Annotated in this window: 10 protein-coding genes, 1 pseudogene and 1 riboswitch; of the genes and pseudogenes, 7 read left to right on the top strand and 4 right to left on the bottom strand. The window is 46.8% G+C overall.

Translation table 11 applies throughout. The features are described from left to right. Positions 1-16 precede the first annotated feature (16 nt). From KTR07_RS04265 to KTR07_RS04250, 4 genes are all read left to right on the top strand, one after another. Positions 17-2,278: a zincin-like metallopeptidase domain-containing protein gene (locus KTR07_RS04265; protein WP_004320548.1), complete on the top strand. Its 2,262-nt coding sequence runs from the start codon at positions 17-19 to the stop codon at positions 2,276-2,278. A 12-nt stretch (positions 2,279-2,290) separates the two neighbouring features. After that, positions 2,291-3,847 (top strand): glucosaminidase domain-containing protein, encoded by a 1,557-nt coding sequence (locus tag KTR07_RS04260; RefSeq protein WP_004320549.1) that lies wholly within the window; start codon positions 2,291-2,293, stop codon positions 3,845-3,847. Positions 3,848-4,119: 272 nt separating this feature from the next. Next, on the top strand, positions 4,120-4,728 hold the full coding sequence (locus tag KTR07_RS04255; protein WP_004320554.1) for a hypothetical protein: 609 nt from the start codon (positions 4,120-4,122) through the stop codon (positions 4,726-4,728). Positions 4,729-4,733: 5 nt separating this feature from the next. Continuing rightward, positions 4,734-6,422, top strand: a complete 1,689-nt coding sequence (locus KTR07_RS04250) for a zincin-like metallopeptidase domain-containing protein (protein WP_005680013.1) — start codon at positions 4,734-4,736, stop codon at positions 6,420-6,422. A 52-nt stretch (positions 6,423-6,474) separates the two neighbouring features. Here KTR07_RS04250 and KTR07_RS04245 read toward each other — a convergent pair whose 3' ends face one another. The 4 genes and pseudogenes from KTR07_RS04245 to KTR07_RS04230 form a co-directional block, all read right to left on the bottom strand. Continuing rightward, complete coding sequence (locus KTR07_RS04245) at positions 6,475-6,849, bottom strand: hypothetical protein (RefSeq protein ID WP_004320558.1); 375 nt, start codon at positions 6,847-6,849, stop codon at positions 6,475-6,477. Between the two features lie 14 nt (positions 6,850-6,863). Beyond that, the gene (locus KTR07_RS04240; RefSeq protein WP_004320560.1) at positions 6,864-7,118 is read right to left on the bottom strand and encodes a hypothetical protein; all 255 of its coding nucleotides are present in this window, start codon (positions 7,116-7,118) and stop codon (positions 6,864-6,866) included. Next, on the bottom strand, positions 7,115-7,582 hold the full coding sequence (locus KTR07_RS04235; protein ID WP_004320562.1) for a hypothetical protein: 468 nt from the start codon (positions 7,580-7,582) through the stop codon (positions 7,115-7,117). Before KTR07_RS04235 ends, KTR07_RS04240 begins: the two co-directional genes overlap by 4 nt. Before the next feature lie 426 nt (positions 7,583-8,008). Further along, positions 8,009-8,490, bottom strand: a pseudogene (locus tag KTR07_RS04230) (hypothetical protein). Positions 8,491-9,005: 515 nt separating this feature from the next. After that, positions 9,006-9,198: riboswitch (cobalamin riboswitch) on the top strand. A 156-nt stretch (positions 9,199-9,354) separates the two neighbouring features. Here KTR07_RS04230 and KTR07_RS04225 point away from each other — a divergent pair. Genes KTR07_RS04225 through KTR07_RS04215 form a run of 3 tightly spaced genes read left to right on the top strand, consistent with a single transcriptional unit; the run spans position 9,355 to position 14,289 of the window. After that, positions 9,355-10,323: a DUF4465 domain-containing protein gene (locus KTR07_RS04225; protein ID WP_004320565.1), complete on the top strand. Its 969-nt coding sequence runs from the start codon at positions 9,355-9,357 to the stop codon at positions 10,321-10,323. Position 10,324: 1 nt separating this feature from the next. Further along, positions 10,325-12,226, top strand: coding sequence for a PKD-like domain-containing protein (locus KTR07_RS04220; protein WP_004320567.1), 1,902 nt, complete (start codon positions 10,325-10,327; stop codon positions 12,224-12,226). Between the two features lie 8 nt (positions 12,227-12,234). Continuing rightward, a complete protein-coding gene (locus tag KTR07_RS04215) occupies positions 12,235-14,289 on the top strand; it encodes a DUF4971 domain-containing protein (protein WP_004320569.1) in 2,055 nt (684 codons plus the stop codon). The last annotated feature ends 12 nt before the right edge of the window (positions 14,290-14,301 follow it).

Here is a 14,301-nt window from a genome sequence, read left to right as displayed (position 1 = left end):
ATAAAAGCATGATGATATGAAAGAAAAGTCGCAAATCGAAAAAAAAGCCGAAGAAAAGCAGACGGAACTGCTGTCTGCCGCACTGGGCGGGGCATCGAACGCCGGCGGCCATTGGCTCAACGTATCGGGCAAGGGATTTCCCCGGCTCTATCCGCAAGGGGTCTCGGCCAGCCCGTTCAATGCCCTCTTTATGGCCTTGCATTCGGACAATAACGGATGCAAGACCAACCTGTTCACGCTTTACAGTGAAACCAAGGCACGGGGGGCTGCGGTACGGGAGCATGAGCAGGGCGTACCGTTCCTGTTCTATAACTGGAACAAGTATGTCAACCGGAACAATCCGAATGAAACCATCGACCGTACCGCCTATCTCCAATTGGACGAAGAGCAGAAGGCACAGTTCAAGGGTGTCCACAACCGAGAAATCCGCACGCTTTTCAATATCGACCAGACGACGTTGCCCTACGTGGACAAGCCGGCTTACGAGGATGCGGTAAAGCAGGACGGCAGTGTTCAGGAAAGAGGATATGCCGAGGCGGACAACCGCAGGTTGCGCACTCGGTTCAACGACTTTCTATTGAAGATGCGGGACAACCTCGTTCCCGTGCGCTCGGACGGTAGCGGAGTTCCTCATTACGAGACGGACAAAGATGCGGTCTATATGCCGCGCCAAAAGGATTTTGAGCATTACCACGATTATGTGCAGGAAGCCTTGCGGCAGATCGTGAGTGCCACAGGACATCAACAACGACTTGCCCGTGAAGGCATGGTCATGAAGAATGGTGTGGCTCCGTCAGAGGATGCGGTAAAATATGAAAGGTTGGTTGTGGAACTGGCTTCGGGTATCAAGATGTTGGAACTGGGACTGCCCGCGCGTTTGTCCGATGCAAGCCTGAAGACGGTGGATTACTGGTGTCGGGAGTTCAAGGAAAACCCGTGTATAATGGACGCTCTCGAAAGCGACGTGAACAATGCGCTTGATGTTATCCGAAAAGCGGAACGGGGCGAGAAAATTGAGTACGCCACCCTGCGAAACAGACGGCAGACCACGACCATGCAGGAACAGATGCCCAAGCATTACTTTGTGGCGAATGAAATCCGCCAGCACCCGGACAAGGCGGCGAAAAGCATCGTCCTCGTCATCGACCGGGAGGCGAAATCGGCGGATGTCATTTTGCCGGCAGGAGCTTCGACCGAGGCGAACAACGAGATTCCCGGCATGAACAAGGGGCGTATCGAACGGGCATTGCAGAAAGAGGGTATCGAGCAGGTGCGTTTCTATAATACTGACGGTGCATTGGGTTACAGACCCGATGACAGCTATTTCAATGAAAAAATGGTGACACTGGCCCGGTTAAGGAACTACACGTTGGAAAAGCTCTCCACGCTGGACGTGTCGGAAGCTGTCAGACGGGCGAATGAGGTCGGGTTCGATGCCGTGCAGATGATTCAGGATGACAAGAACCGTTGGGCACTCTATATCAAGCCGGAAAACAAGGAGGGGTACAGCGTCTATCCCGACAAGGAGGATGTGAACCGTTTTTTCTCCACGCTCAAGCAGGCGATGGACAACATCGACAAGGTACGGATGGAGCTGGCGCACAAGTATTATGCACTGGCGGAGGTCAAACCCGACCTGAAAGTGGATTTGTTCGGCAGCGATACGCCGGAGATTGACCTGAACCGTATTCAGCGTGTTGCCATCTTCAAGACCAGGCAGGATGGAATCCAGTGTGTGGCAACCATCGACGGACAAAAGCTGCAGCCCCGCAGCGTCACTCCACAGCAGTGGCAACGGATGTGGGTGGCGGAAGACCGTGACGGCTACAAGCGGCATTTGGCGGCTACGCTGTTTGCCGATGTGCTGCAAAAGGGACAATCCGTCGGGGAACAGAAAGCGGAAGAGCAGGTACGGCAACAGAATGAGGTGGTGGCGGAAAATCGGTCGGAAGAGACGAATGATGAAAATATGTCTCCGAAACGGCAGTTTTGGGACAACCTCAAGGAAAAGCATCCCGACGCCCTGTATCTGATTCGTGCAGGAGAAGTCTATCGGCTTTATAATGAGGATGCGGCAAAGGGAGCTGATATATTGGGGATTACGATGAAGAAATATCCGGAACGTGGATTTTCGGCTTTCGCAGAGTTCCCAAGGACGCAACTGGACAGCTATCTGCCCAAACTTGTCCGTGCTGGTGAGCGTGTCGCCATCAGTGAGATAGAGCTACAGGATAAACGGCAGGACGAGCAGGAAACACATAGGGGTATTCATAGATAAGGAGTGACGATTATGACCAAGAATCAGGAATATGCACTGCAATACGCAGATTATGCGATGGCACAGATGCGAAGGTATGGCATCCCGGCTTCCGTCACATTGGCGCAAGGCATACTGGAAAGCAGCAACGGACAGAGCCGTCTGGCAAGGAACGAGAACAACCATTTCGGCATCAAGGCAACTTCCTCGTGGATTGCCGAAGGCGGCAAATACGGAATCTACACCGATGATAAGCCGAATGAAAAGTTCTGCAGCTATGACAGCGTGGGTGATTCATACGAGCATCATTCCCGCTTTTTGAAGGAGAACAGCCGCTATGCCGGTTGCTTCAAACTCTCCCCGGACGATTACAAGGGCTGGGCACAAAGCATTGAGAAAGCCGGTTACGCCACAGGCGGCAAGTATGCCGAGAACCTGCAGAAAATCATTGAGCAGAACGGCTTGCAGAAGTATGACAGACAGGTGATGCAGGAGATGACGGCACAAGGCCGGCAGTTCGGGGTGGAACACAATCCGCTCCAGACTTCCGAGAGTGCGGAACATGGAACGGGGTATTCGTTCCCGGTGGAACGGGAGGAATTTCTGTTCATTACCTCTCCGTTCGGAACACGGCAAGACCCGTTGGACAGCACAAAGCAACAGATGCACAAGGGCGTGGATATCCGTTGCAAAGCCGACGCGGTACTGGCTACGGAGAGCGGCGGCAAGGTCGTGGCGGTAAACCAGAACAAGAATACACCCGGCGGCAAGTCGCTGACGGTGGAATATGCTCGGACGGACGGCAGCAAGGTACAATGTACCTATATGCACCTCAAGGAGATTTCCGTCAAGGTCGGCGATACGGTACAGGCAGGCGGACGGCTTGGCACATCGGGCAATACGGGGACACGGACGACCGGGGAACATCTGCATTTCGGTGTGAAGAATATCTATGCCGACGGGACGAAACGGGATATAGACCCTGCGGCGTATCTGGCTGAAATCGCACAGAAAGGACATATCAAATTGCAAATGCTGCACAACGGAAATGACCTGCTCGTCAAATACAAGGCGGCGGAAGATACCGTGCCTGAAAAGAACCTTTCGCCAGACGGATGGATGAAAAAACTCCTTTCGTCGGAGGATAGCGGTGTGGGAATATCGGGATGCAACGACCCGATTGTGGAGATGGCGATGACCGCTTTCGCCTCCCTGATGCTTTTAGCCACACAGATTGATAACCGGGAGGAAGAGGAACAGAAGACGGCGATATCCGCCGCGATGGATCTTCGTACCATCGACCTGAAGCCGTTGTTGCCGAATATGAAGAACTGCGACCTGACTATCGGCGAGAACGGCAAGGCCATTCTGAAAGCGGACAACGGGGAACTGCATGTCTCGCGGGAGCTGACCGCTTCCGAGCTGAACCGGTTGTCTGCCACGTTGAACAACGGTACACTCACGGAAGAGGCCAAACAGATGCGTGTAACCGGTATGCTGAATACGGTTATCCTGTCGGAAGCGGCCTCACAGAATTTTGAGCAGGGGATGACCCGGCAACAGGGACAAACGGAAAACCTGCGAAGATAAAGGCATGGCGATATGATAAAATGCGTGATGATACAGCTATGCAAGTGTCTGGCGGGAGTTTCCCTCCTTGCGTTGCACCTCCGGTTCTGCTACCTGCTGTTGGGATGGATCGGGACGCTCGTTGTCGTGGGCGTGCAATTAGCCATCGCCGGATGGATGGTCTGGGCGATGATACGCGCACCCGACTGACCGCACTCTACAACAGTTCAACATCAATCAACCCATGTATCACTTGTCCGGATGATCCATGTATCATTAAAGACAAAAAACAGATGATTAAATGTAATGTTACGGTATGCGGCGTTATCGGCCGCGATGCGTCGGTTCGCAAGAATAAAGAAGAGAAAGAATTTCTGGTGTTTCCGCTCCGGGTACAGATTCCGGCGACGGGTGGCGGGCACACTATCGAGGTGGATGTCCGCAAGGAGGGCTGTCAGGAGGAAGCCGCCGGTTATCGGAACGGCTCCCGTGTAGAAGTGAGGGGTACGATGTATCTCAAACGCCGGGGCGACAAGCTATATTTCAACCTGTTCGCCGATGAAATCTGCAATGCCGCTACGGATGATGCGGATTGCGTCAAGGGCGAGCTGGTGTTTCGTGGTAAGGTCGGCCAGAACATCGAGGAAAAAAGGGATAAGAAAGACCAGCCTTATACGGTGTTCTCGGCGTTTAGCGCAGAGAAGGTCGATGACGGCTTCGAGTACCAGTGGGTGCGCTTCTTCTGTTTCGGTAAGGAGCGCGAAGCGTGGTTGCAGCCGGGTGTAAAGGTGGATGCCAAAGGTGAAATGAACCTGTCGGCACACAACGGGAAAATCAACCTTTCCTGCAAGATGGAGGAACTGACGCAATATGTGGCGGATTCGTCTAACTATAATCAATAAGGGTTATGGCCGGTTACAGAAAGAAGAATGCCGACGGACCGAACAGCGAGGACAAGGCTCTTGACCTGTTCGCCGAAATGATGATCGAGAAAATCGAGGGCATTCAAAAGGACTGGAAAAAGCCTTGGTTTACGGAGGGTACGCTACAGTGGCCCCGCAACCTTCACGGGCGCGAGTACAACGGGATGAATGCTTTTATGCTGCTTTTGCACTGCGAGAAAGAAGGGTACAAGATTCCCCGTTTCTGCACGTTCGATTGTGTTCAGAAGCTCAATAAGCCCGGAAAGGATGGAGAGGAACTGCCGCGTGTCTCCGTGCTTCGTGGTGAAAAATCCTTTCCGGTCATGCTCACCACGTTCACTTGTATCCATAAGGAGACTAAGGAGAAAATCAAGTATGACGATTACAAGAAACTCTCCGATGACGAAAAGGAACAATACAATGTCTATCCGAAGATGCAGGTGTTCCGGGTCTTCAATGTCGCGCAAACTAACTTGCAGGAAGCGAGACCGGAGCTGTGGCAAAAACTGGAGCGAGAAAATTCGCGTCCGGCAATCGAGGAGGGCGAGCATTTCAGTTTTGCCCCAGTCGATACGATGATAAGGGATAACCTGTGGATTTGTCCGATTACGCCGAAATATCAGAATGACGCCTACTATTCCATCACGAAGAACGAAATCATCGTACCCGAAAAGGAGCAGTTCAAATCGGGAGAATCGTTCTACGGGACACTGTTCCACGAGATGACGCACTCCACCGGAGCGGAAAACGTACTTGACAGGTTCAAGCCGACTACTTTCGGTTCTCCTGAATATGCCCGTGAGGAACTGGTGGCAGAGTTAGGCAGCGCACTGGTCGCACAGCGTTACGGCATGACCAAGCATATCAAGGAGGACAGTTGCGCGTATCTTAAAGGTTGGCTTGATGAGCTGAAGGAATCGCCACAGTTCATCAAGACAACGCTTCTGGACGTGAAAAGGGCAACCTCGATGATTACCCAGAAGGTGGATAAGATAGCGCAAGAACTGGAACAAAATGTCGGCGAGAAGCAGGAAAACGGAGCGGCAGCAAAGGAGAATACATTTTATTCTTCTGTTGCGTATCTCCAATTTTCGGATGACACGAGGCAGCTTGACGAACTTCGGGAGAAAGGCGATTACGAGGGATTGCTGACGCTTGCCAAGGAGTATTACGACGGCAATGGCATCAACGAACAGCATACTTATTTATCGGCCACGAACAACAAGGGTGACAGCCTTATTGCCGAGGATGAGAATTTCGCTGTCGTGTACAACGGGAGTGTCGGGGGAACCTACGAGGTGATGTTGAAATTCACGGAGCAGGAAATCCGAGACCATATCCGGCGTTACGGTGTCGATATCGCCGGAGATACAATAAAAGGGGTTGCCAGGGAGATGGCGGCGGAACAGTTCTCCGCTTTGGCGTATCAAAAGATTCCGGCCTTCGAGATGCCGAACGGTGAAGTGCTATATGTCGAATATAACAAGGAATCCGATACGCTTGATGTCGGGCAACCCACCAATGCCGGGCTGGTCGCGCAGCATCGTTTCCCTTACGACCACAATGTCGGGCTGGATGCCAATCTGCAAGCCGTGAACGAGAAGCTGAACGAGCTGGAAGAGTATCGGGCAGAACTACAAGAGGCAGAATACGGCAGCGGTATGCGCCGGTAAGGATGGAAAGAAAAAGATGCGGAACTGGTTGGCTCCGCATCTTTTTTGCAGTTTATTTCCCCAACAAACCGTCTATCATAGACTGTAAATTTGCTATGTCGCAATACTGGTTACATCCCCCTCGGTAGTCCTTTCCATTTTGAGCTGTCCGTATCAGAAACGAATCGAGTTCAATTCTTACGCCGCTGCCCATTCGTGACAGACCGGAAGAGTGGCTGATGTAAACGAACTTGCCGTTGCGCTCAATGAAGCAGGAGGTGTCATAATGCCCTTTTGAATTGGAAGCCACCTTTGCACCAACGGCTGCGGCATATTTGGAAATCTCACGCACCAATGCTGTCTGGAAACTGCGGTACTCTTTTGAAACATAGTCTCCTGCATCTGCAAGTATAGCGTCCTGCCATTTGGTATAAAAATTCTGTGCCATATTGATATTTATTATTATTCGTTCCGCAAATAACTTTTCCATTTCTCGCCGTCAATGGTCAGTTTGCCCATTTCCCAATCGTATTCCACTTCCGGTATATTGGTATAAGGGAAATGAACGGTGTAGCCTATCTGTCCGTAAGAGCAATGCAGAGGGGTAACGCAAATCTCCCAACCGAAGTAAGATTGCGGCGTGCAGTATTTTCGCCAGTTGAAACGACCTGCGGCAATATTGCCGCAAAGTCGTTTGAGTATGTCGTTTGTTGTCATTCTGTACCTCCTTTGCTGAGTATGGTGAGTTGTTCGGGACGGTCTGGAAACCAATAAGCATCACTGTCGATATATACGCATCTATAGCCATTCCAAGGTTTTCTGAAAGCTAATACTTCTTTGGGGCCAAATACCACCCCGTAGTCGTTTGTAAACGCCACCATATCGCCTACAGCCAAATCACTGTCTGTTTCCATGACTTCGGACAACCGGCTGAAAAACTCCATGCCCTCGGCTTCACGCTCTTTCTTCCAGCGCATAAACTCCTCTTTGTGGCTTCTTGATGAGCCAATAGGTAATAACTCCGATGCCAAAACCTCTGTCTCGGAAGAGCTTGTTGAGATTAAGATGATGCTGTCACTATCCACTTTTTCGGGAGTTGAGATAATTCGACATTCTATATCATTATCGGCAGTGTGCCAAAAAAGGAGGTTGCCTTGCTTGATGAAATCGTACTTGCTCATTGTCTTTTGATTTATTGTTTTTTTTATTTCCCTTTTCTTGAAGCCTTTTGACTTCGCCCAAAGGGGTTGTTTTCATGTGCGTCACAAACGGGGGGATGCAAGAACGATGAGCAAGGAACCTGCAATGAAATTTTATGAAATACCGTCATCTCCGATTACGGAAAGTTGTCGTCAAATTTTATTTCAGGTAGCGATAGCGGTACTTGGGCAATGTTCGTCCACCGTACCTTTGCACACGAAAACAGACCTGCGGCGTATGTCGGGGCTGTGAAGGGATTATACCCTTAAAACAGGAATATACCGGCTGTGAAACCGGTGGCGGAAGCTCTGCAGAGCATATTTATAAAAGTAACCGGGGAGCCTGTGCAAAAAAGAGAGCAACCACCCACTTTTGAGGCGGGTGGTTGCCAATGTTTCGGACAAACATCAGAAGTGGTAATCAACAACTCCTCCGATGTAGAGTATCGTTCCCGGTTCAAGCCTACAAACAAACTCCATAAACGTAAAGGACTGTTCGGCAAAAGACTGCAGCCATCGCCATCCAAATAGAAATGATAGGCGACATCCAACGGATTTTCCACTGCCTGTTTGAGATAATAGGTCGAACCCCATTCCAACATATTATCTGCCGTAAGAGCATTCGCTCTTTTTTTGATATTGGCGACATACTCCTCTTTCCATTGCTCTATTCCACCATTATAGCGCATGGTGTCATCGGATATAAGCTCGAACATTCCTTTGGGCAAGGCATGATTGACCAAATTGGCAATATCCTCTTTACGGTCTTCCTCGTCTATTTCTGAACAATAGTCATAGAAGCTCCCGTCTCCTTGCTGGAGTGTGTCCTCATTCAGATAGTTTTCTTTGTCTATCGGCTCCGTTGAAATTTGAAAAATCCTGCTGTGCATAATTGTAAATTTTAGATTGTCAAATATTTTCTTTTTTTCCTTTTCTTGAAACTCTTTTGGCTTCTCGTCGGGGAATGATTTTTATGCAGGACTGACAGCGGGAAAAGGACGGATAAGGCAAGTAAACAGTGTACGGGATGAAACGGAATACCCAACCGCCCAATGTAAGAGCACAGTCAGGCTCGTCCGACTATGCCCTGCAACGAGGTGGGGAGTGAAAGTCAATCTTCGATTTGTGGAAGGCTGCCGTGAAGAATATCCGGGAACCGTTAGTGAAAGCGATACTTGACGACCAGACGCACGCTGTACCTTTGCATATAAAATCTCTCCGAAGAGAATTGCCGACGTGAGATGAAAAGAGACCATAATTGAGAAACGCTATTATTCATAAGGGGAAAAGACTATTCGTGGTTGTTATAAATGCTTGATTAACATGAAAATACAATTCGCGCCATAAAATAATCCTTTCTTGAAATAAAAATCACAGAAAAAGAAACAAGATTAAAAAATAACCATTAACTTTGCACCAGTCAAGTTTCCAATCGAAGCGTCGAACGGAATTAAAAGGGAATCCCGGTGAAAATCCGGAGCTGTACTCGCAGCTGTAAGTCCTATTAAAGTTTATCGCACTCTTTGCCACTGGTGAAAGCTGGGAAGGCGCGATAAGCGGGATGAGCCAGAAGACCTGCTTGATGAGATAGATTTAGTGACCACGGGATAATTGGCATTAGATTAAAATGAACAGAGGCTCGTCCACAGGCACCTATATTCTTTTTGATAACCGATTTCTCATTCGTTGCAAATCTGTCGCAATAAAAACGAATGTGTGTTTAAACTTTTTGTTTAACTTTTAATAATTAAGTTATGAAAAAGAATTTTAGATTCTTGGCAATGGCTGTTGTAGCAATGGCCGCCGCAGTGTTCACGGGATGTTCATCCGACGATGACTTCCTTGCTCCGTATGAGGAGAGTGCGATTCAAACCCGCGCGATAAGTTCTACCAATGCGCTTATCGATTTTGATAACGTACCTTCCAGCGTAATGGCTTCTGACCAGTATGGAAACAATCTCTATTCTGCCACGGCCAACGGCAAGCAGGTAACGACCGGCTACATCACTCAAATCGGGCAAACCGGTACGTACATTCAGTTCCCGATTAACTATTTGGAACAAGAATGGGTAAGCGGACAGCCTTGGGAATATGAATTTTGGAATGGTGGTTTTGCCATCTCTAATTTCCATAATCTGACACAGGGGGATTATCAAAACCAATGTAGCGTGTACTGGCCCAACGGCGGTCATAGCGGTAAAAATTTTGCTGTAGCTTTCGGTTATAGCGATTCATACAATGATTCACAAGCAACCTATGACAAATGTGCGAAGATTTACCTGACCGATGCAACCGGCTACAGAGTCGTTACCACAAACACTCCTGTCAAGGGTACACCGAAATATGGTAAATTCAACAGCGTATGGGTTTGTAATACGACTTATACCTACTTAGTCATGAAGGATGGCAACTCGTTTACACAAGGCTCTTTGTCGGCACAAAAAGGATGGTTTAAGGTGGTATTTGTTGCGTTGGATGCGACGGGTAAACCTACAGGTAAGGAAGTAGAATACTATTTGGCAAACTTCGATTCCAGTAAAGATGCAGAATCAGGTTTGACCAATAAAATCCGTACCGGATGGAATCAAGTGGATTTAAGCGGTTTAGGTGACAGCGTATGTACTGTAGCTATCAATTTCGAAGGAAGCGATTCAAGCGCATACGGATTGAACACTCCTGCTTACGTTGCTATAGACGATATTGATGTAACCGTAAACGAATAACATGAATTTGGGGCAAATGCTTTTTAACGGCAAGTGCAAAGTATTTGCCCCTTTTTATTATATCCCAATGGAGATTGGAATCAAATACTTTCTTCAAGGGAATTTCAGCATTAAAATTATAAATATAATGAAGAAGTATTTGCTTTTATTCTCCTTGACGATATTTCTATTTGCATGCAACAAAGACGAAGAAATATCGCAGGACGTGATATTGCCTCCTGTCATTGAGTTGGATAGCGAGGACGGAATCTACGTTGTAAAGATAGGAAAAGAGGTCGTTATTGAGCCGACCTATCAGAATGTCGATTACGCCGTTTATTCATGGAAATGCAACGGTCGTATCATTTCCGACGAGCCTCAATTGAAATACATTTTCAACGAATGCGGTTCGTATTACGTTACCCTGCGTGTGGATACGAGGGATGCCAGCACAGAGGAAGAAATTCGTGTGGATGTCAATGAATTGGCTCCGCCCGTTATTTCATTGGTAACCCCCTCTATAGGGCTTAAAGTTGTCGCAGGACGTGAGTATATCCTTACACCCGACATTCAAAATGCAGAAGGAGCTACTTATTTGTGGACTCTTAACGGAAACGAAGTCGGAACGGAAAATACTTATACATTCAAGCAAGATGAGTTGGGAACTTATGAACTGACCTTAACCGTAACAAATGAAGACGGACAATCAAAGAAGACAGTTTCTATTGAGGTTGTCGATAAACTTCCGATTGAAATCGTAGTTCCGTCATCTTTATATTTTACCGAGAATAATACCAAATACGTAGAATTAGGACGTACTTTGTTTGTCCGCCCCTTTGTATCAATAAGTGCCGAGCCTTCTTATCAATGGAGTTTGGACGGGCAACCGATTGAGGGAGCCAATTCTTTGGTTTACGGTTTCAAACCCGCTAAAACCGGAGAACACACGCTTACCTTTACTGTGAAATACGACAATCAAGATACAAAAGCAGTGCTCACCCGTAATATTTCGGTCTCCGGTGTCGATGAAGTCAGTGTCAATATTCCGGTGAAATGTTGTGAAGCGGCCGGAAAAAGACCTTTTGCTGCCGGAAATTCCATTTACAGCAATAAAGTATATGAATTTGTTCCGGCTCCGGGACAATTTGTAAACGAAACGAATACAGCAGGTTTCAATGGGGAAAGCACGCACGAAGCAGCCTGTGCTTACGCACAAAAACGTCTTGATAATGAACAATATGTTTCTCTCGGAGGTTGGGGAGGATATATTGTAGTAGGATTCGACCACAGTATCGAAAACAAAGGCGGTTATGATTTTTCCATCAAAGGAAATGCCTTTGATTCGTCAAATGAACCGGGCATTGTATGGGTAATGCAAGATGTCAATGGAGACGGCTTGCCCAACGATGAATGGTATGAACTGAAGGGTTCTGAATATGGAAAACCCGAAACCATTCAGGACTATGCCGTAACTTATTTCCGTCCCGGTCCCAACATGGACACCCAATGGCAAGACAACAAGGGAAATAAAGGGGCGATTGACCGTCTCGGCAACTATCACCCGCAAGAGTTTTATTATCCTTTGTGGATTGAAGAGGATTCCTATACGTTATACGGCACATGCCTGAAAGCACGTACCGAACAAAGCCCGTCGACAGGCATGTGGTCCAATAATCCGTTCGGGTGGGGATATGCCGATAATATTGGTGATGATATGCCCAATAAAGACAATCCTAACGCGGGAGCACTTGGAAACTATTTTAAGATTTCCGATGCGCTCAATATCGACGGCACGTCTGCAAACCTTTCCCATATCGACTTTATCAAGGTGCAGACCGGAGTCAATGTAAAAGCCGGATGGTTAGGGGAAAATTCCACGGAAGTTTTCAAGTTCTGTGATGAAAACAACAATAACGACAAATAAAATTCATTATGAACAAAATATATCATTTCATCCTATTCTGTTTCGCTACGCTCTGCCTTGCTGCATGTAGTGATGACGACCCTGAAGTAAGCGGAATAGACGGCAAGGATCACTTCATCTCCGAGTTTGCTCTAACTGTAGATGGCATTACCTATCAAGCCATGATAGTCGGGGACAAGATTACAGTTGAGATACCTTATAATACCAGTCTGAAAGGGGCTACCGTAGAGTATGCCCTTTGCGAGGGAGCCTCTATTAACCCGAATCCATCGACCATAGAGGATTGGGAGAATGAATGGAAATTCGTAGTTACCTCCAAAATGCAGGATAGCAAAGTATATTCCTATACTTATCAATATACAGACATCGAACAGAGCGGCAGCGTAGTACTTGCCACGCAAGCCGAGGTTGATAATTTTGCAAAGACAGGAATAAACAAAATCGAAGGCAGCCTGACCATCGGAACGGCAGACGGAGAAGAAATCACCAATCTGGACGGACTTGCCAACCTGAAACAAATCAGTAACTCCCTTGTCATCAATCCGTCTTACAAAGGAACGGATTTGACCGGGTTGGATAATCTGGAACAACTCGGAAGTTTCAAATTAGGTTCGACAACTTCTGCCAGTAAAAACATAATGCTCAAAACGGTTAATCTGCCCTCTTTGCTTGGAGTGACCGGTGATTTTGTCGTTAACAGTTCTGTCATTGAAAAAATATCTATACCCAAAGTCGAGTTCATTGGTGAGGATATGTATATAACTTCCGATGCTTTACTTGATTTGGATGCAAATGCCGTTGAATCTGTCGGAGCTTCCTTAATTGTCAAAGGTTCGGTAGCACAAAAAGAATCAGCGACAACCGAAGCCATTGTTTTCTCAGCGCTCAAACAGGTCGGGAATGAACTTACAATCCAATATTTTCCCAAACTGCAAGGAATTTATCTACCGGCATTGGAAAGTGTGGCCGGTACTGCCTCATTCTCCGATATGTCCTCCATCGGAAGTCTTGCAATGACCGAATTACATTCGGTTGGAGGACTAACTATAAAAAATTGCAAAGAAATTTCCATTGTTGAACTTCCCGGTCTTATTTCCTGCGGAGAGACCAGTGTGGATGCGAATAAAGTCAATAAACTCAATATAGCTTCTTTGAAAGATGTACTCGGTGATATGACTTTAACTAATCTGCTCATAGAAGAACTGGATTTGTCCCAGATAAATTTTAACGGAAATACACTTACCCTACAATGTAAGCAACTAAATAAAATCGTAGGATCGGAAACATTTAACGGTAGCCTTTTTCTACTTCCTAAAGATTGTCGATTGACAGAATTTACGTTGGAAGGAATCTCAAATATACAGGGTGACTTCCAATGCATAGATTATTTTTATGTAAAAGAATTTGTTATGCCATTTATTCGTGTGGCAGGAGATATGACTATTGCATTGAATTCGGGAAGTGTTAATACGGCGGCGGAAATCGAATTTCCTAAATTGCAGGAAATTGGAGGGACCTTAACATTAGGGACAAATAGGAATGCAAATAATATTACCTTCCCGTTATTGAAAAAAATTCTCGGTTCATGTTCAGTTACGACTTACAAACTTAAGAATGATATTGAGTTTACCAATCTGGAAAGCATTGGAACGGATGGAGCTGATGCACAAATTAAGTTTGAGATTGAGGCTACTAATATTCTATGTCCCAAATTAAAAACGATAAATGGGAAGTTTGATATTGCAACATCTTCTTTTATGTTTGATATGGAAGTAGATAAAGTATCTTATCCTAACGTAGAATCAATATCCGAAAATCTTTCAATAACATGCCCGTATTCTGATTTTGGTTCTAATGGTATTTTGTCCATTGATTTTTCAGGTCTCAAATCAGCAAAAGGGATTAGTATAAGCGGGCAAGGAGATGTTACTGATTTCAGTTCTTTCAAATACCTGTTTGAAAACAATGTTCTAACAGGAGAATCTCAATGGTCTGTCAAAGAATGTGGTTACAACCCCACTTTCCAAGAGATGAAAGACGGGAAGTACAAGCTTGCCGAATAGATAACGAAACAA

Origin of the sequence: Bacteroides sp. MSK.20.82, from assembly GCF_019052485.1 — a bacterium.
Taxonomy (GTDB): Bacteria; Bacteroidota; Bacteroidia; order Bacteroidales; family Bacteroidaceae; genus Bacteroides; species Bacteroides thetaiotaomicron.
The sequence above is the reverse complement of the archived record's forward strand: the minus strand, read 5'-3'. Positions and strand labels throughout refer to the sequence as shown.

Excerpts from the sequence above, each read along its gene's own strand:
- KTR07_RS04265 (WP_004320548.1), top strand. The coding sequence starts at position 17 with ATGAAAGAAAAGTCGCAAATCGAAAAAAAAGCCGAAGAAAAGCAGACG.
- KTR07_RS04260 (WP_004320549.1), top strand. The coding sequence starts at position 2,291 with ATGACCAAGAATCAGGAATATGCACTGCAATACGCAGATTATGCGATG.
- KTR07_RS04255 (WP_004320554.1), top strand. The coding sequence starts at position 4,120 with ATGATTAAATGTAATGTTACGGTATGCGGCGTTATCGGCCGCGATGCG.
- KTR07_RS04250 (WP_005680013.1), top strand. The coding sequence starts at position 4,734 with ATGGCCGGTTACAGAAAGAAGAATGCCGACGGACCGAACAGCGAGGAC.
- KTR07_RS04245 (WP_004320558.1), bottom strand. The coding sequence starts at position 6,849 with ATGGCACAGAATTTTTATACCAAATGGCAGGACGCTATACTTGCAGAT.
- KTR07_RS04240 (WP_004320560.1), bottom strand. The coding sequence starts at position 7,118 with ATGACAACAAACGACATACTCAAACGACTTTGCGGCAATATTGCCGCA.
- KTR07_RS04235 (WP_004320562.1), bottom strand. The coding sequence starts at position 7,582 with ATGAGCAAGTACGATTTCATCAAGCAAGGCAACCTCCTTTTTTGGCAC.
- KTR07_RS04225 (WP_004320565.1), top strand. The coding sequence starts at position 9,355 with ATGAAAAAGAATTTTAGATTCTTGGCAATGGCTGTTGTAGCAATGGCC.
- KTR07_RS04220 (WP_004320567.1), top strand. The coding sequence starts at position 10,325 with ATGAATTTGGGGCAAATGCTTTTTAACGGCAAGTGCAAAGTATTTGCC.
- KTR07_RS04215 (WP_004320569.1), top strand. The coding sequence starts at position 12,235 with ATGAACAAAATATATCATTTCATCCTATTCTGTTTCGCTACGCTCTGC.